Raw genomic sequence first — 22,100 nt, forward strand, 5'->3', positions numbered from 1 at the left:
TTCTTATGCAAGGGTTAGATAGTGCCGCAAACCTTATCGGTCAGTTCCGCAGGGAACTGCATTGACTGCATGATGTGCTCCACCATGCTGCATTTGCGGCCTGTATTGGTATTGGTGATCACCCAGTATGGGGTTTCAGGCACTTGCTTAGGCTTGGTCTGGTTGCCGTTTTTCAGCAGCGTGGCTTCATCGGAAGCGAAATAGACGCGCGTACGACCGTGCAGCGACTCAGTGGCCTCAGCAAATGACTTGTTGTCTAAGGAGTAAAGTGTAGTCAGCACCAGCAGGAAGCGATTGACCGCTTTTTTCTGCTCGGCGTATTCGTCAGATAGTAGCAGTTCACGCACCGCGCGAACGTTGTCCTTCGGCGAAGACGTTTTTTTCACAGGCGCCGCAACGACCGGCGCAGCGCTCGGGGCCGGGGTCTCTTTGACAACGGGGGCTGCACTCTGGGCTACGGCAGAAATTTTCAGCATGCGCCGTAAAATGTCGGATGCGCTCTCGCCAATGTGCTTAGTGTGGCTGGCAATAAAGCCGTAGAGTTCGTCATCAACTTCGATCGTTTTCATCTTAATCCAGTGATATTTCTTTGCTGAATACAAGTCGTTGGGATTATAAGGACAAAACCCAACAGCGGATAGCGTGTCGGCAAAAACTCAGACGATGACTGAGTGTTGCAGCCGGGCGGCAGAATGCTCAACATGATACCCTAACCCGACGTAGCGAAAAAAAGAACTTTGCCATGAAATTAAACAGCCGAGCGCAATCTGCACAAAACCTGCACACGAATTCTCCCATCGTCCTCGTTCACGGCCTTTTTGGCAGCCTGGATAACCTCGGGATCCTCGCCCGCGATCTGATTGCTGACCACGATATTCTGCAAGTCGACATGCGCAACCACGGCTTGTCGGAAAGAAGCCCGGAAATGACCTACCCGGCGATGGCCCAGGATCTTATTGATACGATGGATGCCAACGGCATCGAAAAGGCCACGCTGATTGGCCATTCAATGGGCGGCAAAGCAGTGATGGCGGTGACCGCCCTCGCGCCTGAACGCGTGGAGAAACTGGTCGCCATCGACATTGCGCCAGTGAATTATCAGGTGCGTCGCCACGATGAGATTTTTGCCGCCATAAACACGGTAACGGAAGCAGGCGTCGCCACGCGTCAGCAGGCTGCCGAAGCGATGCGTCAGCATGTTAAAGAAGAAGGCGTGATTCAGTTTCTGCTGAAATCCTTTGTCGACGGCGAATGGCGTTTTAACGTGCCGGTGCTTTGGGAGCAGTATCCGCACATTGTTGGCTGGGAGACTATTCCGGCCTGGGATTGCCCTGCCCTGTTTATTCCAGGCGGTAATTCGCCTTACGTCACCGCTGAATATCGCGACACGCTGCTGGCGCAATTCCCGCAGGCTCGCGCGCACGTCATTGCCGGTGCCGGGCACTGGGTTCACGCCGAAAAACCAGAGGCGGTCCTGCGCGCCATTCGCCGCTATCTGGCGGAATGATTAAAATCCGAGCAAGCAAGCGCCATTGTGGCTCCCGGCGTTGGCGCGCGGGTTTCGCTGATGTATGATTGCGCGCTATCTGCGCCGGGCCTGTTGTCCGGCGGCTTGTTTCCCCGAAGTCACTCTGAATCATGGCAAAAGAACAAACGGACCGAACGACATTAGATTTGTTCGCAAACGAGCGTCGCCCGGGAAGGCCGAAAACCAATCCGCTCTCGCGCGACGAACAGTTACGCATTAATAAGCGTAATCAGCTGAAACGTGACAAAAGCAATGGTCTCAAACGTGTTGAGCTGAAGCTCAATCATGAAGCCGTGGATGCGCTCAACGAGCTGGCGGACGCCAGAAACATGAGCCGCAGCGAACTGATTGAAGAGATCCTGATGCTCCAGCTGGCGGCGCTGCGCCGTCAGGAATCCGTCTGAAAATCCAGCGAAAAGTCACTTTCATGTAGCAGAGAGTGCAGTCCGGCGCGATTGCGGTTCCCGCGCCCCTCTCCTCCTGCTATTATTGCCTTTATCTGTGGGCAACTTTCCACCATCATTTCATTACGTTTCAAGAGGTTATTTTACTCATGGCAATTACAGGCATTTTCTTCGGCAGCGACACCGGCAACACCGAAAATATCGCGAAGATGATTCAGAAGCAGCTTGGTAAAGACGTTGCTGAAGTGCATGACATTGCCAAGAGCAGCAAAGAAGACCTCGAAGGCTTCGACATCCTGCTGCTGGGTATTCCAACCTGGTACTACGGTGAAGCACAGTGTGACTGGGACGACTTCTTCCCGACGCTGGAAGAGGTAGACTTCAACGGCAAACTGGTGGCCCTGTTCGGCTGCGGCGACCAGGAAGATTACGCTGAATATTTCTGTGATGCGCTGGGCACCATTCGCGACATCATCGAGCCACGCGGCGCAACTATCGTTGGTCACTGGCCAACCGCGGGCTACCATTTTGAGGCCTCCAAGGGCCTGGCCGATGACGATCACTTTGTCGGTCTGGCCATCGATGAAGACCGCCAGCCAGAACTGACCGCCGAGCGCGTGCAGAAGTGGGTTAAACAGATCTCCGAAGAGTTGCATCTCGAAGAGATCAAAAACGCCTGATAAACCTGCGGCGCGGCCCTCAGGTTGCGCCGTATTAGCGATAAATTGCGTGAAATTAATAGCTAAAAGCAATCAAATTAATCGCTACAAATTTTTAACTTTTGAGCACATGTCTGTACAATGTCAGCTGTTTTAACGAGGGCGGATGTTTCGCTTTGCAGATGATGCCTCGTTTCTGAAAAGCATACTTTGCTCAGGGTTTGCCATTTTCATTTAGATGACGCAGTTCTATAATGAGACGCATTATCCTGAATTCATTCTTAGTAATACTTCCAATAAGGAAGTGTATCGCCTAGCAACAGGACTGATTCCGCATGACTGACAACAATATCGCATTAAAGAAGGCAGGCCTGAAAGTCACGCTTCCTCGTCTCAAAATTCTGGAAGTGCTTCAGGAGCCGGACAACCACCATGTCAGTGCGGAAGACCTCTATAAACGCCTGATTGATATGGGCGAAGAAATTGGTCTGGCAACGGTTTATCGCGTTCTGAACCAGTTCGACGATGCCGGAATTGTCACCCGCCACAACTTCGAAGGCGGTAAATCTGTTTTCGAACTGACTCAGCAGCATCACCACGATCACCTGATCTGCCTCGACTGCGGCAAGGTTATCGAATTCAGTGATGACTCCATTGAAGCGCGTCAGCGCGAAATCGCCACCCGCCACGGCATTCGTCTGACCAACCACAGTCTTTATCTTTACGGCCACTGCGCTGAAGGCGACTGCCGCGAAGATGAACACGCCCACGACGCGGCCGATAAATAATCGGCCCTCGTGCAAAAGCAAAAAGCCAACCTGACGGTTGGCTTTTTTTATGGGCATAGTTTGGGGTAATAACAGCGCTGAGGGTTACGGCGTGGTGGTGTTGTTGCTACGAATTTCCTTCCAGATTTGATCGCAGCGCGCCTTCACGGCCTGGTCATTCCCTGTGCGGGTCGCCTGGATACACTGCTGATAATCCAGCGTGCGCACCGTTTCCTGATCGGCAAACTGCTTGTGTTCCTTCTCCTGCTTCAGCACATCCAGCACGCTCTGGCAGGCCTGAACTTTGTCCGGATTACCTTCAGCAGTGTTGATACAGGCGCTGTAAGCCGCTTTCAGTTTGCTGTCTTCCTTAGGTGCCTGTGGTTGTGCACAAGCCACCAGCCCGGACGCCATAATCGCGACAAGAATCAATTTTTTCATGATACGACCTCAGATTGTGCGGCAGGCTTCTGCCCGCCGCGTCGCTTATCAGAAGATGGTGAACGGGGCGATAACGATGAACTTCACGTCTCGCTCATCCTGGAAGATGTTGCCGTAACCGCCGCCATAGCTTGGAATATCGGAGTGGTTGTCATACTGCGTGAAGTGCAGTTTGAACAGCGTGCCTTTCGCACGACCTTCCTGAACGGTGTACATCGCATCGAGGCTGTAGGCAGACTCTTTAATCTTGTTGGAAGCGATGCTCTCTTTCTCACCTGCGCTGTTCAGGAACCAGTCAGCAGGTTTGGCATCCCACGCGTAAGCATAAGATGCACCCACCGCCCAGCCAGGCATATTCCAGTTTTTGAGATCGTACATTGCGCCGAAGAACACCGCTTTTTCGCCGTTGGCGTTGAAGTCGGAACGGTTATCCCACCAGATATCCAGACGACCGTTTGAAGAGGCGTAAGTTGGCGTCATGCGCTGCAGGAAGTAGCCCTGCTGGCCTTCCGCCTTAACCCAGGTCCCTTCGAGGCGCAGGTCCACCACGTCACCGACCTTGTAGCCGAAGGTCAGTGCCTGTAACCAGGCGGTGCCGTCATAAATATCGTTCACGGTGTTTTTGTCCACGGTGTCACGTGCGCCGTAGAACTGATAGCTAGTCGACAATGGAGCCCCGGCTACGTCAAATTTGTAGCTGGCTTTGGCGAAGTACTGATCCATAAAGCCTTCAGCCTGGCCAAATGCTGCTTCGAGGATCAGATTGTTTTTGAAGTCGTATTTCGCACCGACAGAATGCAGGTAATCCACACGGGTTTTCCTGTCATTCTGGTAGAACTTATCCATCTCAATGTGCCACGGCGCTTTATACTCGTTGGTCCACATGTAGGAGAAGCTCAGCGCGCCGGCATCACCGTAGTCAAAGTTTGCCCCGGCTTCAGCACCCTGATAGGTACCAGGCATAAAGCTCCAGTGCGGCGCTAACAGCGTCTGACCGGTTGGCTGAATGTAACCGGCGCGTGCCCAGGCAGGCCCGAGTTTGAATTTCGCTGCCGCTTTATAAAGGCTAATCCCGCTCTTATCACCAGACCAGTCTTCCTGGTAAGCTTTGTTGGTAGAGGAGAACGCGATTTCGTTAGGGTGTCCGCTTTCGGCAGATTCTGCCATTTCGATAGCGGTGAAGGCGGCGATATCCAGCCCGATGAAATCAGCGGCGTAGCCGGACTGGAAGTCGAGGTTAGCGTTCCAGGTGGAGTGAGACAGGTTGGTTTTGTACTTGTCGCCGTCGGTTACGTCTTTACGGTCACGCTCACGCTGCCAGTAATAGATGCCGCCGGTTAAGGTTGAATCGTCTACGAATCCTGCTGCACTGGCCTGCGGAGATGCAACCCAGCCCGACATTGCGGTGACGGCGGCAATAGCCAGCGCCAGCGTACTACGTTTGCCACTGAACGTACGCATGTGTATATCCTCTTTGACTTTAAAAACGCCGTCGCAAAAGGCGAAAGCGATAAAATAAGTACTGCAAAAAAGTAGCGAGGCAGAAAGGTCCTAACGCTATGTCGATAGACTATTTTTCGCGACGCGAATTATCAATCCTTTTTCCGCACGAATGCGCAAGAGTATGACAGTGCGCACATATTTGATTGCGTTTTGTTACAAGGTGCGTATTGGTGATGAAGTGGCGGGAGCCGCTAATAGCAGGGGTTTATCGGCAAACCTGAAAACAGGTAGCGGGAAAATGTAACAGGACCCATTCCTGTTTCATTCAGTTAAATGAGATTATTTCGCATCGCGAAAATGCAATAAAAAAAGCGCCGCACAGGGCGACGCTTTTTAAGGTTTGGCGCTAAACATTACTCGCCCGCTTTCGCCCAGGTGTCACGCAGGCCTACGGTGCGGTTAAAGACCAGCTTCTCAGCAGTGCTGTAACGGCTGTCGACGCAGAAGTAACCTTCACGTTCGAACTGATGCGCAACGCCTGCTTCAGCCGCTTTCAGCGAAGGCTCAGCGTACCCCTGCTTGATCACCAGAGAGTCCTGGTTGATAACGGAGAGGAAATCTTCCGCCGCACCCGGGTTTGCCACGCTGAACAGACGATCGTAGAGACGAATTTCAACCGGCAGCGCATGCTGTGCGCTCACCCAGTGAATCACGCCTTTCACTTTACGACCATCGGCCGGATCTTTGCTCAAGGTGTCGGCATCGTAAGAACAGAAGATAGTCGTGATGTTGCCTTCGGCATCCTTCTCAACGCGTTCTGCTTTCACCACGTAGGCATTGCGCAGACGCACTTCTTTGCCCATCACCAGGCGCTTGTACTGCTTGTTCGCTTCTTCACGGAAGTCTGCGCGATCGATCCAAATCTCACGGCTGAACGGCACTTCGCGGCTGCCCATCTCCGGTTTGCTCGGGTGATTCGGCATGGTGACGATTTCGCCTTCGCCCGCGTAGTTTTCGATAACCAGTTTCACCGGGTCGATAACCGCCATCGCGCGCGGTGCGTTCTCGTTCAGATCTTCACGAATGCAGGATTCCAGCGAAGCGATCTCGATGGTGTTGTCCTGCTTGGTGACGCCGATACGCTTACAGAATTCACGAATAGAAGCAGAGGTATAGCCACGGCGACGCAGGCCTGAGATGGTCGGCATGCGCGGGTCGTCCCAGCCTTCCACGTGCTTGTCGGTGACCAGCAGGTTCAGCTTACGCTTGGACATCACGGTGTATTCCAGATTCAGACGAGAGAACTCGTACTGGCGCGGATGCACCGGAATGGAGATGTTGTCCAGAACCCAGTCATACAGGCGACGGTTGTCCTGGAATTCCAGGGTACACAGAGAGTGCGTAATGCCTTCCAGCGCATCGCTGATGCAGTGGGTGAAGTCGTACATCGGGTAGATGCACCACTTGCTGCCGGTCTGGTGGTGATCGGCGAATTTGATGCGGTACAGCACCGGATCGCGCATCACAACAAACGAGGACGCCATATCAATTTTGGCGCGCAGGCACGCTTTACCTTCTTCGAAACCGCCGGTGCGCATTTTTTCAAACAGCGCCAGGTTCTCTTCCACGCTGCGATCGCGATACGGGCTGTTTTTGCCCGGCGCGGTCAGCGTGCCGCGGTATTCGCGGATTTCTTCAGCAGAAAGCTCATCGACGTACGCCAGGCCTTTGTTGATAAGCTCAACAGCGTACTGATGCAGGGTATCGAAATAGTCAGAGGAGTAGCGGATATCGCCAGACCAGTGAAAACCTAACCACTCAACGTCGTTTTTGATCGACTCCACGTATTCGATATCTTCTTTCACCGGGTTTGTGTCATCGAAACGCAGGTTGCACTGACCCTGATAATCCTGGGCGATGCCGAAGTTCAGACAGATCGATTTAGCGTGACCGATATGCAGATACCCGTTCGGCTCTGGCGGGAAACGGGTGTGAACGGTCGTGTGCTTACCACTGGCCAGATCTTCATCAATAATCTGGCGAATAAAGTTAGTCGGGCGGGCTTCAGCCTCACTCATCGCGGGTTCCTCAAGGCGTAAACAACATATAACGGCGTATGATCTTATAACCCGGCAGGTGTGACAACTGTTTGTTGCAGAAAACTGGCGATAAATGCTCTGAACGGGGGTTTTCCCGATCCAGGCCTTTGCCTGAACCGGGAGAATCAGGTCAGCCGAGCTGCCCGAGATTCATATATTTCGTCTCCAGATACTCTTCAAGCCCCACGTCAGCCCCTTCGCGCCCAAGGCCGGACTCTTTTACACCGCCGAAAGGTGCGACTTCCGTGGAAATAATCCCTTCGTTGACGCCGACCATGCCGCTTTCCAGTGCGCGAGTTACGCGGAATGCTCGAGCCAGGTCGCGCGTATAAAGATAAGAAGCGAGGCCGAACGGCGTGGCGTTCGCACGCTCCACGACTTCGTCTTCGCTGCTGAAGCGGAAACAGGCAGCCACCGGACCGAAGGTTTCTTCATGCGCAATGCGCATCTCTTCGGTGACGTTCGCCAGCACGGTGGGCTGGTAAAAGCTTTTGCCCAGCGCGTGGCGTTCGCCGCCGCACATCAGCCTCGCCCCACGGCTCAGCGCATCGCGAACGTGAATATCCACTTTTTCCACAGCCTGCTGATGAATCAACGGCCCCTGCTGCGCGCCTTCACTCATGCCTGGCGCAACGCGCAGTGCTGCTGCGGTCTCCGTCAGCCGGGAGACAAACTGGTCGTAGACGCCATCCTGAATGTAGAAGCGGTTGACGCAGACGCAGGTTTGCCCGCTGTTGCGGAACTTCGCCGCCATTGCACCGTTCACTGCGGCTTCAATATCCGCATCATCAAACACGATAAACGGCGCGTTTCCGCCCAGTTCCAGCGACAGCTTTTTCACGTTGTCCGCGGCCTGGCGCATCAGCAGTTTGCCGGTCGCAGTGGAACCCGTGAAAGAGATTTTGCGCACCGTCGGACTCGCCATCAGCGTTTCGCCAATCGCGCGCGTATCACCCGTGACGGCATTTAATACACCTGCGGGCACACCCGCCTGCTCCGCCAGCACCAGCAAGGCAAAAGCGGAAAGCGGCGTTTCGTTCGCCGGTTTAATCACGGCGGTGCAGCCCGCCGCCAGTGCAGGGCCGAGCTTGCGCGTCAGCATCGCCAGCGGGAAATTCCACGGCGTGATGGCCGCTATTACGCCCACCGGTTCTTTGAAGGTAATGATCCGGTTGCCATTTTTACTTTCAGGAATGGTTTTGCCATAGGCACGTTTACCCTCTTCGGCAAACCACTCGATAAAGCTTGCGGCGTACATCACTTCACCCATCGCCTCTGCCAGCACTTTCCCTTGCTCGGCTACCACCAGCTCCGCCAGCGCCTGCTGGTTTTCCACGATTAGCTGATACCAGCGTTGCAGAATTTTGGCTCTGGCACCCGCCGTCTGCGCTTTCCAGGCGGGAAGCGCACGGGATGCTGAGGCAATTGCCTCCAGCGTTTCGGTTTTTCCTGCCATCACCACCTGGGCTACGGTTTCCTCCGTTGCCGGGTTAATGACAGGATAATGTTCGCCTGCATTGCGCCATTCACCTTCGCAATACCAGCCTGTGCGGATCAGCTGCTCAAAACGGCTCATGCGATTTTCCTTGTGTTCAGTTCGTCGATAAAGATGCCCTGTGCCGGGCGGGGTTCACGTGCAATACGCTTACCTGCGGTGTAGTCGTTGATCACATCACACGGCGTGTAGTTGCGTTCCAGCTCGTAGCGCTCATCAATGCTAAGCTCCGTTTCCAGTGCCGCCACTGCGGTGTCTATCTGTGCGATCGAATCTGCTCCCACCAGCATGCAATCCACGCCCGGATGGTGCAGCACCCACGACTGCGCCACTTGCGCGGGCATTACGCCTCGCAGCGCTGCAACCCGGCTGACGGACTGCGCCACTTCCAGCGACGCACCATCGGCATACATTTCCTGGGTGAAGAAGTCTGTTTTATTACGCACGGAGTTGAAATCGCAGCTCAGCAGCCCCCGGGCCAGCGGGCTGAAGACCGACACCCCAAGCCCCTGATCGCGACAGAACGGAATCATCTCCCGCTCTTCTTCGCGGTAAGCGCAGTTCAGCTGGAGCTGCATGTTGATCGGCTTAACGAAGCCGTTACGCTCGCAGCACCAGAGGATTTTCGCCAGCTGCCACGTGTACATGGTCGACACACCGACGTATCGCGCCTTGCCCGAACGGACAATCGCATCCATCGCCGCCCAGGTCTCTTCCACCGGCGTGTTCACGTCGAAATAGTGCAACATGTAGATATCGACATAATCGGTGCCCAGGCGGCGCAGACTGGCATCGATACTGTCCATGATGTGCTTGCGCGAGTGGCCCTGATTGTTGAGCCCACCGCCAATCGGATAGCCAACTTTAGTGGTCAGCACCAGTTCGTCGCGATTCGCGATGCGGGAAATCACACGCCCAACAACCTCTTCCCCCGCGCCGCTGGAGTAGAAATCCGCCAGATCGATGAAGTTGATGCCCTGCTCCAGCGCATGGCGAATGAGCGGCTCGCTCTGGGCCTCGTCAAAAATCCACGGCTTCCACTGCTTGCTGCCCATGTTCATGGTGCCAAGGCACAGTCGGGAGACTTTCAGGCCACTTTGTCCCAGATGAATGTATTGCATGGTGTTGTCCTCAGGCCTTAGGCGTATAGAACGGGTTAGACGGCTGGCTGACGGCGTCGGCAATTTCGCTGCGCTGCGGCAGCCCTTTCATCGCCGCACGAATGGCGTTGCGGCAGGCGTTGTAGTTGTTGCGGTAAACCTCATCCAGATCGTTACAGCCTGGATTGACCCAGTTTGCGGTCACCACGCACCACTCGTTTTCTGCTTCAGCAGGCAACACGCCCTCCAGCAGGGCTTCCGTAACGGCTTTAGCAATCGCTGCCTGGGAAGCGCCCCAGGTCGCGTTGGCGTGCATCTCGCCGTTGATTTCCGCCTTATTGACATACAGCGTCATCGGCTTCGCTGGAATATTGGGTTTGATCACCACCATAAACGGACAGTGGCCCTGGCTTGGCGAAGCGAGGCTTGAGGAGAACGCCTGCCCGACCACGCCGCTGCGTGGCCCAATCATGATGTTGATGTGCGAGGCGTTAACGCCGTTCCCTTCAAAGCCTTCACCGATATACATTTCCACGTGATACTCCTCAGATGATGTTATTCCGCCGGCACCGCGGCGCGAGCGTCAGTTCGTTGTTGCGTGTCATGGGCGGCGTCGACCAGGGTCAGACCTTTGGTTTCAGGCGCCCATGCAAGAGAGACGATGGCGCCAATCACCAGAATCAGCGCGAGGATGCCGGTGGTGACGGGCATACCAAAATGAACGATAGAGAGCGGTAACATGGCTGTGCCAATGGCTGAGCCAAGACGGCTCATTGAAGTGGCAAACCCGACGCCCATGGAACGCACTTCGGTCGGGAAGCTTTCCGCCGGGAAGACGCCCACCAGATTGCTGACGGCAGACATCATCAGCGTGAAGGCCGCGAACAGGACAATCAGCCCGAAGTGGAAGCTCCCCGGCAGCAGGCTCATCAGCGCCAGGCAGGCAGCGAGGAACACGAATGCGCCAATCAGGAAGCCGCGACGAGAGCAGACCACCGTCAGCACAATCCCGAGCAGTGCACCGACAATCAGCAGGCCGTTCAGCAGTAAATCAGTGCCAAAGTTTTGATCGAGCCCCATCACCTTCAGAATCGATGGCAGGAAGGTGTAGATCGCGAAATACGGGATCACCAGACAGACGAAGAACAGGCTGTTAAACGCGGTGCGACGGCGGTACTTCGGCCCGAACAGCGACAGGAAACGCTGGCGTGACACGACCGGTGCTTCATCCACGAGAAGAACGTTCGGGCCAAAATAGCGGTGCACGATGTCCATCGCCTGCTGTCGTCGGCCTTTGCCCATCAGCCAGCGCGGCGATTCAGGCGTGCCGATACGCAACAGCAGAATAATGAACGCCGGGATGGCGGAGGAAGAGAGCAACCAGCGCCAGGCGTCCGGCCCGAGCAGCGTCATAAAGTGTCCGGCGAAGCTTGCGGCGACGTAGCCCACCGTCCAGATAACGCTGAACGACCCAAGCAGCACGCCGCGATGTTTGCGGGGTGAAAACTCCGCCAGCATGGTGTGACCGACTGAGAAATCGCCTCCAAGCCCCACGCCCACCAGCACGCGCAGCCAGAAAAGCTGTTCTGGCGTGGTGGCAAAGAACTGAGCCGCCGAGGCAAGCGTGATGACCACGAAGCTGAAGCAGAATATTTTCTGGCGACCGACATAGTCGGAGATCCAGCCGAGGATCAGGCTGCCGAGAAACAGGCCCAGCAACGCCGAGCTGCCTAGCATCCCCTCCTGAAAAGGCGTGAGCGCCATCTGCGGACGGATTTGGGAAAGGGCAAAACCAATGACCCCGAGAACATAACCGTCGGTGAAATGCGCGCCAAAGGTGAGGCCCGCGATTTTAAGATGGAACCGGTTTAACGGGACATCATCCATCCGCACAGCTTGTTGTGTCAGTTGTTGCATTGACTCGTCCTCCATCAGGAGCTGAGTTTGTAGGGTTGTAGTTTTTATGTTTCATTTCGGTTAACAACATGACAACAAAGCATCGGGCTGGCGAGCGCGTTCTGTGCATACCCCTATGAGTAAAATGCATGTGATCGCCCTCTTCTTTCTGCGAAATAGTCATACCCGCACCTCGTTTTTGCCTGCTATTTGATAACAATCAATTAACACAAATGTTATTTAAGGCACCTCACAGTGAGAAAACTGCCCTCGTTAAGTACCCTGCGCGTATTTGAGGAAACCTGCCGCACGCTCAGCCTCAGCAAAGCGGCCCAGGCGCTGTGCATCACGCAAAGCGCTGCCAGCCGACAGATAAAACAGCTGGAGGAATTTTTAGGCAAACTGCTGTTTATTCGCGCTCACAGCGGCCTTGAGCTGACGCAGGATGCCGCCCTGCTGCTGCCCGTCGTGCGTCAGTCGCTGGACATGCTTGAAGGCGGGATCGGTCAGGTGCAGCTGCGTAACCCCTTTCAGCATTTACGCCTACAGGTGGCTCCGACCTTTGCCACGCGCTGGCTGGCTCCCCGTCTGGTGGCGCTGCGGCAAAAGAACAGCCAGCTGCAAATTGCGCTGGTCAGCGAGGCACGGCAGAAATATTGCGACTATGACTGCGCGGTGCGTTTCGGTACGCCATGGCAGGCGCAGCAGCACGGAGAGTGGCTGTGTCATGAACGACTGGTGCTGGTCGCAAGCCCACTGCTGATGGTTGGGGAGTCCTTCCCGCCGCTGGAGAGTCACCCGCAGCTGCACATTCTCAATGGTGACGTCCGCCTGGATAACTGGGCACGCTGGCTTGAAGCTGACGGGCAGCATCAGTGTGCCTTGAGCGATGGACTGGAATTCAGCACCGAAGATCAGGTGATTAACGCCTGCGTGACCGGGGCGGGGTTTGCCGTGCTGGATAAGATGATGATCCGCAATGAGCTGAGCAGCGGATTACTGAAATGGGTGTCAGCCACGGAGTTACAGAGCCAGAACGGCTACTGGCTGGAAACGGCACCGGGTAAGGAAAATCTGCCGCGTGTCGCCTATTTCCGCGACTGGCTGAAGGCTGAAGTGAACGATTTCTGGAAGCTGCCCGCTTTTGAAGCCTGTGCGAAAGCGGGATAAAAAAGCGGCGGAGGATATCCCCCGCCGCTAAGGCACATAAGATTTACTCAGGAACGATTATTTGCCTTTAATCTCATACAGCGGCGTGACGCCTGCAACAACCTGACCCTGCGCCATGATAACCAGGCCGCTGAAGTCGTCGATGTTGCTACACACAACCGGGCTTATCATGGAGCGCGCGTTGGCATTCAGGAAGTCCAGATCCATTTCCAGAACCGGCTGACCTGCCACCACTTCCGCACCCTCTTCTACCAGGCGAGTGAAGCCCTGACCGTTCAGTGCAACGGTATCAATGCCCATGTGGACAACGATTTCCGCGCCTTTCTCGGTTTCGAGGCAGAACGCATGGTTGGTGTTGAAGATCTTAACGATGGTGCCTGCTGCCGGGGAAACAACGGTTTTTTCCGTTGGTTTCACCGCCACGCCGTCACCTACCGCTTTGCTGGCGAACGCTTCGTCAGGAACCTGCTCCAGCGCAACGACATCACCGGTAACCGGGGAAACCAGCGCTGCGATGGTTGCTGCTGCATTTGGTACAGCCTGAGGTTTTGCTGCTGCCGGTGCTGCTGGCGCAGGAGCTGCTTCAGCTGCCGCTACGTGACCGGTGGTTTTCATCGCGTTAGCAATTTTTTCTGCCACGAAGCCCACGATAATCTGCACGCTGGTTTTGTTCAGACGAATCACACCGGAAGCACCCAGGCGTTTCGCCAGCGCTTCGTTAACCAGTGAAGAGTCTTTCACGCTCAGACGCAGACGAGTGATACAAGCGTCGATACCGGTCAGGTTATCAGAGCCTCCGACTGCTGCGATGTACTGACGAGCCAGCGCGGAAGCGTCCTGCTCTTTGCCCGCAGCAATATTCGTGTCCTGACCATCTTCTTCGCTACCGGCAACGGCCAGCTCACGACCTGGAGTCATCAGGTTGAATTTGTTGATGGTGAAGCGGAACACCACGTAGTAGATAACGAAGAACACCAGACCCTGAGGGATCAGCATCCACCAGTGCGTCGCCAGCGGGTTACGCGAGGAGAGCACCATATCCACCAGGCCCGCACTGAAGCCGAAACCGGCAATCCACTGCATGCTCGCCGCGATGAATACGGAGATACCAGTCAGCACAGCGTGGATGAAGTACAGCACCGGAGCCACGAACATGAAGGAGAATTCCAGCGGCTCAGTGATGCCGGTGAAGAATGCCGCGAAGGCTCCCGCCATCATGATACCCAGCACTTTGGCTTTGTTTTCCGGACGTGCGCAGTGGTAAATCGCCAGCGCCGCACCTGGAAGACCAAACATCATGATTGGGAAGAAGCCCGCCTGATAACGACCGGTGATACCGACAACCGCTTTACCGGCTTCGATAGACTGTGCGCCACCCAGGAAGTTAGGGATGTCGTTGATACCGGCAACGTCAAACCAGAACACGGAGTTCAGCGCGTGGTGCAGACCAACAGGGATCAACAGACGGTTGAAGAACGCATAGATACCGGCGCCCGCAGAGCCCAGTTTCTGGATATGTTCACCGAAGCCCACCAGACCGTTGAAGATAACCGGCCAGATGTACATCAGCAGGAACGCAACGGCGATCATCAGGAAGGAGGTCAGGATTGGCACCAGGCGGCGGCCGCTGAAGAAGGACAGCGCTTTTGGCAGCTCAACGCCGCTGAAGCGGTTGTACAGCTCCGCAGAAATAATACCGACGAGGATACCCACGAACTGGTTTTCGATCTTACCGAAAGCCGCCGGGACCTGCTCCAGAGGAATCTTCTGGATCATCGACACCGCTGCCGGAGAGCACAGGGTGGTTAAAACGAGGAAACCAACAAAGCCGGTCAGCGCGGCTGCACCGTCTTTATCTTTGGACATACCGTAAGCCACACCAATCGCAAACAACACGGACATATGATCGATGATGGCCGAGCCAGATTTGATAAACAGCGCCGCTAAGGCGTTATCGCCGCCCCAACTTACCGGGTCAATCCAGTAGCCGACACCCATCAGGATGGCTGCGGCAGGCAGCGTGGCCACTGGCACCATCAGTGCGCGGCCAACTTTTTGTAAATAACCTAGAACACTCACTTTTATTCCCCCTATGAGACCCCGATCCGGCTTCTTTTAAGCCGTATTTTTATAGTGTGACTATCTTAAAAGCACAGCGACGTACCACTTGCTTTGAGAGTGTGTGGAAAATTAATTCGTCTCGCAAATTAAACGCACCTTTTTTGTGATTTTTATCACCAAATATCGTCATCACCCCCTCATCCGACTAGCTAACAGGGAAAACTTATTTTATCATTCGAAAAATCAGGACGGATTGCCCCCTCTCGATGCCAAACCAGGTTACTCTTAACTGAGATTCGGTGCCAATCCGCCAACCGTTTATATTAACTATTGAGGTGAACAATGAGACTGATTCCCCTGGCGACAGCAGAACAAGTAGGCAAATGGGCCGCCCGTCATATCGTCAACCGCATCAATGCGTTCAAACCGACGGCGGATCGTCCGTTCGTTCTGGGTCTGCCAACCGGCGGCACCCCGCTCACTGCGTATAAAGCTCTGGTTGAGATGCACAAAGCGGGCCAGGTTAGCTTCAAGCATGTTGTGACCTTCAACATGGACGAATACGTCGGCCTGGCGAAAGAGCACCCGGAAAGCTACCACAGCTTCATGCACCGCAACTTCTTCGATCACGTTGATATTCCAGCTGAAAACATCAACCTGCTGGATGGCAACGCGCCAGATATCGACGCTGAGTGCCGTCAGTACGAAGAGAAAATCCGCTCCTACGGTAAAATCAACCTGTTCATGGGCGGCGTAGGCAACGACGGTCACATCGCGTTCAACGAACCGGCATCTTCCCTCTCTTCCCGTACCCGTATTAAAACCCTGACCCATGACACCCGCGTGGCAAACTCTCGTTTCTTCGACGGCGACGTGACTCAGGTTCCTAAATACGCGCTGACCGTGGGCGTGGGCACTCTGCTGGATGCAGAAGAAGTGATGATTCTGGTGCTGGGCCATCAGAAAGCACAGGCGCTGCAGGCGGCCGTTGAAGGCAACGTCAACCACATGTGGACCATCAGCTGCCTGCAGCTGCACCCGAAAGCGGTCATGGTGTGTGACGAGCCGTCCACCATGGAGCTGAAAGTGAAGACGCTGAAGTACTTCAACGAATTAGAAGCCGAAAATATCAAAGGCTTATAAATCAAATACCGCCCCAGGCAGCTTTCCGGGGCGTTTCATTTTTTCTGTTTACACTAAATCATTCATGTTGAGTCAAGGCGGCAACTGAATGAATCCCCAGGAGCTTACTCCAGTAAGTGACTGGGGTGACAAATCTGTCAGGAACAGATTTGAACGCAGCTTGCTGCGGCTCCGCAGGAGCGAGGCTCACGACGAGCCGAGTAACTGAAGGCAGCCAACGCAGAGGCAGCTTGAAGGATGACGTGTAAAAACCGGGGGTCGTAATGTATGCACTAACCGAGGGCCGAATTTATACCGGCCACGAAATTCTGGATGACCATGCGGTAGTGATTGCCGATGGCCTGATTGAACGTATCTGCCCACTGGCCGATTTACCGTCCGGGATTGAGCAACGCTCGTTGAATGGCGCTATCCTCGCTCCCGGTTTTATCGACGTCCAGCTGAACGGCTGCGGCGGCGTGCAGTTCAACGACAGCCCGGACGCGGTGACCGTTGAAACGCTGGAAATCATGCAGAAAGCCAATGAAAAATCCGGCTGCACCAGCTACCTGCCAACGCTGATTACCTCCAGCGACGAACTGATGAAACAGGGTATCCGCGTGATGCGTGAATACCTGGCCAAATACCCGAATCAGGCGCTCGGTCTGCACCTTGAAGGCCCGTGGCTGAACATCGTCAAGAAAGGCACCCACAATCCGGATTTCGTCCGTAAACCAGACCATGAGCTGGTCGATTTCCTGTGCGCTAACGCCGATGTGATAACCAAAGTCACTCTCGCACCTGAAATGGTGCCTGCCGAAGTGATCACTCGCCTGGTGAATGCCGGGATCGTAGTTTCTGCGGGCCACTCCAACGCCACGCTGAAAGAGGCTAAAGTCGGCTTCCGTGCAGGCATTACCTTCGCCACGCACCTTTATAATGCGATGCCGTATATCACTGGCCGCGAACCTGGCCTTGCTGGCGCCATCTTTGATGAAGCCGACGTTTACTGCGGCATCATCGTTGACGGCCTGCACGTCGATTTCGCCAACGTACGCAACGCTAAACGCCTTAAAGGCGAGAAGCTGTGCCTGGTGACCGACGCCACCGCCCCGGCTGGGGCTGATATTGAAGAGTTCATTTTTGCTGGTAAAACAATATACTACCGCGACGGACTCTGCGTGGACGAGAACGGCACGCTGAGCGGTTCGGCGTTAACCATGATTGAAGGCGTACGTAACCTGGTTGAGCACTGCGGCATCGCCCTGGATGAAACCCTGCGTATGGCAACGCTCTACCCTGCCCGCGCCATCGGCGTGGAAAAACAACTGGGCAGCATTGCGCCAGGCATGGTGGCGAACCTGACCGCGTTCACCCGCGATTATAAAATCACCAAGACCATCGTTAATGGTAACGAGGTCGTTAACTGAGTAAGTAAAGTATGACATCAGGCGGACAAGCTCAAATTGGTAATGTTGACCTCGTTAAACAGCTTAACAGCGCGGCCGTTTACCGCCTGATTGACCAGCACGGGCCAATCTCGCGCATTCAGATTGCCGAACAGAGCCAGCTTGCGCCCGCCAGCGTGACCAAAATCACGCGTCAGCTTATTGAACGCGGCCTGATCAAAGAAGTCGATCAGCAGGCCTCCACCGGAGGCCGCCGCGCCATTTCTATCGTGACCGAGACCCGCAATTTTCACGCCATCGGCGTGCGTCTTGGCCGCCACGACACCACGCTAACGCTGTACGACCTGAGCAGCAAAGTAGTTGCCGAAGAGCACTACCCTCTGCCGGAACGCACTCAGGAAACCCTTGAGCACGCGCTGCTCAACACCATCGCCACCTTTATTGAGCACACTCAGCGCAAGATCCGCGAGCTGATTGCGATCTCGGTGATCCTGCCGGGGCTGGTCGATCCTGAAAGCGGCGTGATCCGCTATATGCCGCATATCCAGGTAGAAAACTGGGGGCTGGTCGGTGCGCTGGAAAAACGCTTTAACGTCACCTGTTTTGTCGGCCACGATATTCGCAGCCTGGCGCTGGCGGAGCACTACTTCGGTGCAACGCAGGACTGCGAAGATTCTATTCTGGTGCGCGTTCACCGCGGGACCGGGGCCGGGATCATCTCCAATGGTCGCATCTTTATCGGCCGAAATGGTAACGTCGGGGAGATCGGTCATATTCAGGTCGATCCGCTCGGGGAACGCTGCCACTGCGGCAACTTTGGCTGCCTGGAAACCGTCGCCGCCAATGCTGCCATCGAACTCAAGGTTCGCCAGCTGCTGGAAAAAGGCTATCAGAGCAAAGTAACGCTGGATGAATGCAACATCAAATCCATCTGCAAGGCCGCTAATAAAGGCGATGCGCTGGCAAGCGAAGTGATTGAGCAGGTTGGCCGCCATCTGGGTAAAACCATTGCCATCGCCATTAACCTGTTTAACCCGCAAAAAGTGGTGATTGCCGGTGAAATCACCGAGGCCGAAAAGGTGCTGCTGCCCGCCATCGAAGGCTGCATCAACACCCAGGCGCTGAAAGCGTTTCGCCAGAACCTGCCCGTTGTACGCTCCGCGCTCGATCATCGCTCAGCCATTGGCGCATTCGCGCTGGTCAAACGCTCGATGCTGAACGGCCTGCTGTTACAGCACCTGCTCGAAGGTTAATCCCCTCTCCTCCCGCGCCACGGGCAAGCGGGAGGATAATGTGTATAATTACGCCTTTCCTGAACTATGACGCTGGACTGTCCATGACTCTGAAGAACATCATTTGCGATATTGACGGCGTGCTGATGCACGACAACGTAGCCGTGCCGGGCGCGGCCGAATTCGTCGCGCGCGTGCTCGATAAAGGCATGCCGTTTCTCTGCCTGACCAACTACCCGTCACAGACAGGGCAGGATCTGGCGAACCGCTTCGCCACCGCGGGCATCGACGTCCCGGACAGCGTGTTCTACACCTCGGCAATGGCCACCGCCGACTTCCTGCGTCGTCAGGAAGGCAAAAAAGCCTATGTTGTTGGCGAAGGTGCATTAATCCATGAACTCTATAAAGCCGGTTTCACAATCACCGATGTTAACCCGGACTTCGTTATCGTTGGCGAAACGCGCTCCTTTAACTGGGAGATGATGCACAAGGCCGCGTTCTTCGTGGCGAACGGCGCACGTTTCATCGCCACTAACCCCGATACCCACGGCCGCGGCTATTACCCGGCATGCGGTGCACTTTGTGCAGGCATTGAGAAAATCTCAGGTCGGAAACCTTTTGTCGTCGGCAAGCCAAGCCCGTGGATTATCCGCGCTGCGCTGAACAAAATGCAGGCTCATTCTGAAGAAACGGTGATCGTCGGAGATAATCTGCGTACCGACATTCTGGCAGGCTTCCAGGCCGGGCTGGAAACGATTCTGGTGCTCTCCGGCGTCTCCACCGTTGATGACATCGACAATATGCCGTTCCGGCCCTCGTGGATTTACCCTTCGGTTGCCGAAATCGACATCATCTGATGCCAAAACCACGTCCTGCGGCGTGGTTTTTTGTTTTTCGCCACAGAAATCCGCATCCATTCAATAAAAATCGGATTAAATTGCATAATCGCTAATGACAGCATCTTTATGCTGCGTCTTTTTCACTATTCCCTAATCCTCATTGCACTATTTTCGTTTCCCCCGGTAATTCCCTTGCGCAGTGGCCTGCTTTGCGGCATTTTTTAAGGCATGCAACGCCACAACAACACGCAACAGAATTAACGGAGAAGTCGCTATGTGTTCTATTTTCGGTGTACTGGATATCAAGACTGACGCGGTCGAGCTGCGTAAGAAAGCGCTGGAGCTGTCCCGCCTGATGCGCCATCGCGGCCCGGACTGGTCCGGGATTTACGCCAGTGATAAAGCCATTCTTGCTCATGAACGTCTGTCGATTGTCGACGTCAACGCCGGTGCCCAGCCGCTGTACAACGAAAAGAAAACTCATGCGCTGGCGGTGAACGGTGAAATTTACAACCATCAGGCACTGCGCGCTGAATACGGTGACCGCTATCAGTTCCAGACCGGTTCCGACTGCGAAGTGATCCTCGCGCTGTATCAGGAGAAAGGCCCGGAGTTCCTCGACGATCTGCAGGGCATGTTTGCCTTTGCCCTCTACGACAGCGAAAAAGATGCATACCTGATTGGCCGCGACCATATCGGGATCATCCCGCTGTATATGGGCCACGACGAGCACGGCAACCTCTATGTTGCCTCTGAAATGAAAGCGCTGGTGCCAGTGTGCCGCACCATCAAAGAGTTCCCGGCGGGCAGCTACCTGTGGAGCCAGGACGGCGAAATTCGTCCTTATTATCAGCGTGACTGGTTTGACTACGATGCAGTGAAAGATAACGTCACCGACAAAAACGAACTGCGCCAGGCGCTGGAAGATTCAGTGAAAAGCCACCTGATGTCTGACGTGCCTTACGGCGTACTGCTTTCCGGCGGCCTGGATTCGTCCGTAATCTCTGCCATCACCAAGAAATTCGCCGCTCGCCGCGTGGAAGATCAGGAGCGCTCCGAAGCCTGGTGGCCGCAGCTGCACTCCTTCGCCGTTGGCCTCGAAGGTTCTCCGGACCTGATAGCCGCGCAGGAAGTCGCTAACCATCTCGGCACCGTGCACCATGAAATCCACTTCACCGTGCAGGAAGGTCTGGACGCGATTCGCGACGTGATTTACCACATCGAAACCTACGATGTGACCACCATCCGCGCCTCCACACCGATGTACCTGATGTCCCGTAAAATCAAAGCGATGGGCATTAAAATGGTGCTGTCTGGCGAAGGTTCTGATGAAGTGTTTGGCGGTTACCTCTACTTCCATAAAGCGCCGAACGCTAAAGAATTGCATGAAGAAACCGTGCGTAAGCTTCAGGCTCTGCATATGTTTGACTGCGCCCGTGCCAACAAAGCGATGTCCGCCTGGGGCGTTGAAGCCCGCGTACCTTTCCTCGACAAGAAATTCCTCGACGTGGCGATGCGCATCAACCCGCAGGATAAAATGTGCGGCAACGGCAAAATGGAAAAACACATTCTGCGCGAATGTTTTGAATCTTATCTGCCAGCAAGCGTGGCATGGCGTCAGAAGGAACAATTCTCGGACGGCGTGGGCTACAGCTGGATCGACACGCTGAAGGAAGTGGCTGCGAAGCAGATTTCTGACAAACAACTGGAAACCGCGAGCTTCCGCTTCCCGTACAACACGCCATCTTCTAAAGAAGCGTATCTGTATCGCGAAATCTTTGAAGAACTGTTCCCGCTGCCAAGCGCGGCGGAATGTGTACCGGGCGGCCCTTCTGTAGCCTGTTCTTCCGCGAAGGCTATCGAATGGGATGAAGCGTTCAAAACCATGAACGATCCATCTGGCCGTGCCGTCGGCGTACACCAGTCCGCCTACAAGTAAGGTCACGTTTTTGACAAAGGGTCCTTCGGGGCCCTTTTGCTGTTTTTTAGCCGCGCAGTGGCGACAAAAAAGGCGTTAGAATCAATTATTGCCGATTAATTCGCCTCGCTGTTCGCAACCTAACCAAACAGTCACAATCCGGGCATTTTCCTTGAAAAAGGAGTTGACGCTATCAGGCTCAATACGCATAATGCGCCCCGCAACGCCGATAAGGTAACGCGAAAAAAGATGGCTACGTAGCTCAGTTGGTTAGAGCACATCACTCATAATGATGGGGTCACAGGTTCGAATCCCGTCGTAGCCACCATCTTTTTGCGGGAGTGGCGAAATTGGTAGACGCACCAGATTTAGGTTCTGGCGCCGCAAGGTGTGCGAGTTCAAGTCTCGCCTCCCGCACCATTCCCAATAAGCGTTGCACGGATGGGGTATCGCCAAGCGGTAAGGCACCGGTTTTTGATACCGGCATTCCCTGGTTCGAATCCAGGTACCCCAGCCA

Annotated in this window: 19 protein-coding genes and 3 tRNA genes; 13 read left to right on the forward strand and 9 right to left on the reverse strand. The window is 54.9% G+C overall.

The window, feature by feature from the left end; translation table 11 throughout:
* Positions 1–14: 14 nt before the first annotated feature.
* Positions 15–569 carry a replication initiation negative regulator SeqA gene (gene seqA, locus CRO87_RS20485; RefSeq protein WP_097164766.1) on the reverse strand — a complete coding sequence of 185 codons (555 nt, stop codon included), beginning with the start codon at positions 567–569 and terminating at the stop codon, positions 15–17.
* 173 nt (positions 570–742) lie between these two features.
* On the opposite strand from seqA, the gene ybfF reads away from it, so the two are divergent.
* From ybfF to fur, 4 genes are all read left to right on the forward strand, one after another.
* Entirely contained in the window at positions 743–1,507 is a 765-nt protein-coding gene (ybfF, locus tag CRO87_RS20490; RefSeq protein ID WP_097164767.1) for an esterase, read from the forward strand.
* A gap of 131 nt (positions 1,508–1,638) precedes the next feature.
* On the forward strand, positions 1,639–1,932 hold the full coding sequence (ybfE, locus tag CRO87_RS20495) for a LexA regulated protein (protein WP_097164768.1): 294 nt from the start codon (positions 1,639–1,641) through the stop codon (positions 1,930–1,932).
* Positions 1,933–2,081: 149 nt separating this feature from the next.
* The gene (fldA, locus tag CRO87_RS20500; RefSeq protein ID WP_176504346.1) at positions 2,082–2,612 is read left to right on the forward strand and encodes a flavodoxin FldA; all 531 of its coding nucleotides are present in this window, start codon (positions 2,082–2,084) and stop codon (positions 2,610–2,612) included.
* A gap of 314 nt (positions 2,613–2,926) precedes the next feature.
* Positions 2,927–3,379, forward strand: a complete 453-nt coding sequence (gene fur / locus CRO87_RS20505) for a ferric iron uptake transcriptional regulator (protein WP_097164769.1) — start codon at positions 2,927–2,929, stop codon at positions 3,377–3,379.
* A gap of 84 nt (positions 3,380–3,463) precedes the next feature.
* Here the strand turns inward: fur and chiQ are convergent, their stop codons facing one another.
* The 7 genes from chiQ to CRO87_RS20540 form a co-directional block, all read right to left on the reverse strand.
* Positions 3,464–3,799, reverse strand: coding sequence for a ChiQ/YbfN family lipoprotein (chiQ, locus tag CRO87_RS20510; protein WP_097164770.1), 336 nt, complete (start codon positions 3,797–3,799; stop codon positions 3,464–3,466).
* 48 nt (positions 3,800–3,847) lie between these two features.
* On the reverse strand, positions 3,848–5,260 hold the full coding sequence (gene chiP / locus CRO87_RS20515; protein WP_097164771.1) for a chitoporin: 1,413 nt from the start codon (positions 5,258–5,260) through the stop codon (positions 3,848–3,850).
* Between the two features lie 395 nt (positions 5,261–5,655).
* Positions 5,656–7,320, reverse strand: coding sequence for a glutamine--tRNA ligase (glnS, locus tag CRO87_RS20520; protein ID WP_097164772.1), 1,665 nt, complete (start codon positions 7,318–7,320; stop codon positions 5,656–5,658).
* A 151-nt stretch (positions 7,321–7,471) separates the two neighbouring features.
* Complete coding sequence (locus CRO87_RS20525) at positions 7,472–8,917, reverse strand: NAD-dependent succinate-semialdehyde dehydrogenase (protein ID WP_097164773.1); 1,446 nt, start codon at positions 8,915–8,917, stop codon at positions 7,472–7,474.
* Entirely contained in the window at positions 8,914–9,957 is a 1,044-nt protein-coding gene (locus tag CRO87_RS20530; RefSeq protein ID WP_097164774.1) for an aldo/keto reductase, read from the reverse strand. The genes CRO87_RS20525 and CRO87_RS20530 overlap by 4 nt, the downstream gene beginning before the upstream one ends.
* Before the next feature lie 10 nt (positions 9,958–9,967).
* Positions 9,968–10,471: a formaldehyde-activating enzyme gene (gene fae / locus CRO87_RS20535; protein WP_097164775.1), complete on the reverse strand. Its 504-nt coding sequence runs from the start codon at positions 10,469–10,471 to the stop codon at positions 9,968–9,970.
* A gap of 20 nt (positions 10,472–10,491) precedes the next feature.
* Complete coding sequence (locus CRO87_RS20540; protein WP_097164776.1) at positions 10,492–11,853, reverse strand: MFS transporter; 1,362 nt, start codon at positions 11,851–11,853, stop codon at positions 10,492–10,494.
* 234 nt (positions 11,854–12,087) lie between these two features.
* Here CRO87_RS20540 and CRO87_RS20545 point away from each other — a divergent pair, with 234 nt between their 5' ends.
* Positions 12,088–13,002 (forward strand): LysR substrate-binding domain-containing protein, encoded by a 915-nt coding sequence (locus tag CRO87_RS20545; protein WP_097164777.1) that lies wholly within the window; start codon positions 12,088–12,090, stop codon positions 13,000–13,002.
* Positions 13,003–13,059: 57 nt separating this feature from the next.
* Here CRO87_RS20545 and nagE read toward each other — a convergent pair whose 3' ends face one another.
* Entirely contained in the window at positions 13,060–15,081 is a 2,022-nt protein-coding gene (gene nagE, locus CRO87_RS20550; protein ID WP_097164778.1) for an N-acetylglucosamine-specific PTS transporter subunit IIBC, read from the reverse strand.
* 324 nt (positions 15,082–15,405) lie between these two features.
* Between nagE and nagB the strand changes: the two genes are divergently transcribed.
* The 8 genes from nagB (at position 15,406) to CRO87_RS20595 (ending at position 22,100) form a co-directional block, all read left to right on the forward strand.
* A complete protein-coding gene (gene nagB, locus CRO87_RS20555; RefSeq protein ID WP_097164779.1) occupies positions 15,406–16,206 on the forward strand; it encodes a glucosamine-6-phosphate deaminase in 801 nt (266 codons plus the stop codon).
* A 263-nt stretch (positions 16,207–16,469) separates the two neighbouring features.
* Positions 16,470–17,615, forward strand: coding sequence for an N-acetylglucosamine-6-phosphate deacetylase (nagA, locus tag CRO87_RS20565; RefSeq protein WP_097164780.1), 1,146 nt, complete (start codon positions 16,470–16,472; stop codon positions 17,613–17,615).
* A gap of 11 nt (positions 17,616–17,626) precedes the next feature.
* Complete coding sequence (locus CRO87_RS20570) at positions 17,627–18,847, forward strand: N-acetylglucosamine repressor (RefSeq protein ID WP_097164781.1); 1,221 nt, start codon at positions 17,627–17,629, stop codon at positions 18,845–18,847.
* Between the two features lie 83 nt (positions 18,848–18,930).
* The gene (locus CRO87_RS20575; protein WP_097164782.1) at positions 18,931–19,683 is read left to right on the forward strand and encodes an HAD-IIA family hydrolase; all 753 of its coding nucleotides are present in this window, start codon (positions 18,931–18,933) and stop codon (positions 19,681–19,683) included.
* A 256-nt stretch (positions 19,684–19,939) separates the two neighbouring features.
* Entirely contained in the window at positions 19,940–21,604 is a 1,665-nt protein-coding gene (asnB, locus tag CRO87_RS20580; RefSeq protein WP_097164783.1) for an asparagine synthase B, read from the forward strand.
* Positions 21,605–21,834: 230 nt separating this feature from the next.
* A tRNA-Met gene (locus CRO87_RS20585) sits at positions 21,835–21,911 on the forward strand.
* 7 nt (positions 21,912–21,918) lie between these two features.
* Positions 21,919–22,003: transfer RNA gene (locus CRO87_RS20590), tRNA-Leu, on the forward strand.
* Positions 22,004–22,025: 22 nt separating this feature from the next.
* A tRNA-Gln gene (locus CRO87_RS20595) sits at positions 22,026–22,100 on the forward strand.

The sequence above is a fragment of the Enterobacter sp. CC120223-11 genome, from assembly GCF_900215375.1.
Classification (GTDB): Bacteria; Pseudomonadota; Gammaproteobacteria; order Enterobacterales; family Enterobacteriaceae; genus Scandinavium.

Coding starts and splice junctions, on each gene's coding strand:
- CRO87_RS20525 (WP_097164773.1), bottom strand. CDS start 8,917: ATGAGCCGTTTTGAGCAGCTGATCCGCACAGGCTGGTATTGCGAAGGT.
- fur (WP_097164769.1), top strand. CDS start 2,927: ATGACTGACAACAATATCGCATTAAAGAAGGCAGGCCTGAAAGTCACG.
- nagB (WP_097164779.1), top strand. CDS start 15,406: ATGAGACTGATTCCCCTGGCGACAGCAGAACAAGTAGGCAAATGGGCC.
- CRO87_RS20575 (WP_097164782.1), top strand. CDS start 18,931: ATGACTCTGAAGAACATCATTTGCGATATTGACGGCGTGCTGATGCAC.
- chiQ (WP_097164770.1), bottom strand. CDS start 3,799: ATGAAAAAATTGATTCTTGTCGCGATTATGGCGTCCGGGCTGGTGGCT.
- fldA (WP_176504346.1), top strand. CDS start 2,082: ATGGCAATTACAGGCATTTTCTTCGGCAGCGACACCGGCAACACCGAA.
- ybfE (WP_097164768.1), top strand. CDS start 1,639: ATGGCAAAAGAACAAACGGACCGAACGACATTAGATTTGTTCGCAAAC.
- ybfF (WP_097164767.1), top strand. CDS start 743: ATGAAATTAAACAGCCGAGCGCAATCTGCACAAAACCTGCACACGAAT.
- CRO87_RS20540 (WP_097164776.1), bottom strand. CDS start 11,853: ATGCAACAACTGACACAACAAGCTGTGCGGATGGATGATGTCCCGTTA.
- asnB (WP_097164783.1), top strand. CDS start 19,940: ATGTGTTCTATTTTCGGTGTACTGGATATCAAGACTGACGCGGTCGAG.
- CRO87_RS20570 (WP_097164781.1), top strand. CDS start 17,627: ATGACATCAGGCGGACAAGCTCAAATTGGTAATGTTGACCTCGTTAAA.
- nagA (WP_097164780.1), top strand. CDS start 16,470: ATGTATGCACTAACCGAGGGCCGAATTTATACCGGCCACGAAATTCTG.
- glnS (WP_097164772.1), bottom strand. CDS start 7,320: ATGAGTGAGGCTGAAGCCCGCCCGACTAACTTTATTCGCCAGATTATT.
- CRO87_RS20530 (WP_097164774.1), bottom strand. CDS start 9,957: ATGCAATACATTCATCTGGGACAAAGTGGCCTGAAAGTCTCCCGACTG.
- seqA (WP_097164766.1), bottom strand. CDS start 569: ATGAAAACGATCGAAGTTGATGACGAACTCTACGGCTTTATTGCCAGC.
- chiP (WP_097164771.1), bottom strand. CDS start 5,260: ATGCGTACGTTCAGTGGCAAACGTAGTACGCTGGCGCTGGCTATTGCC.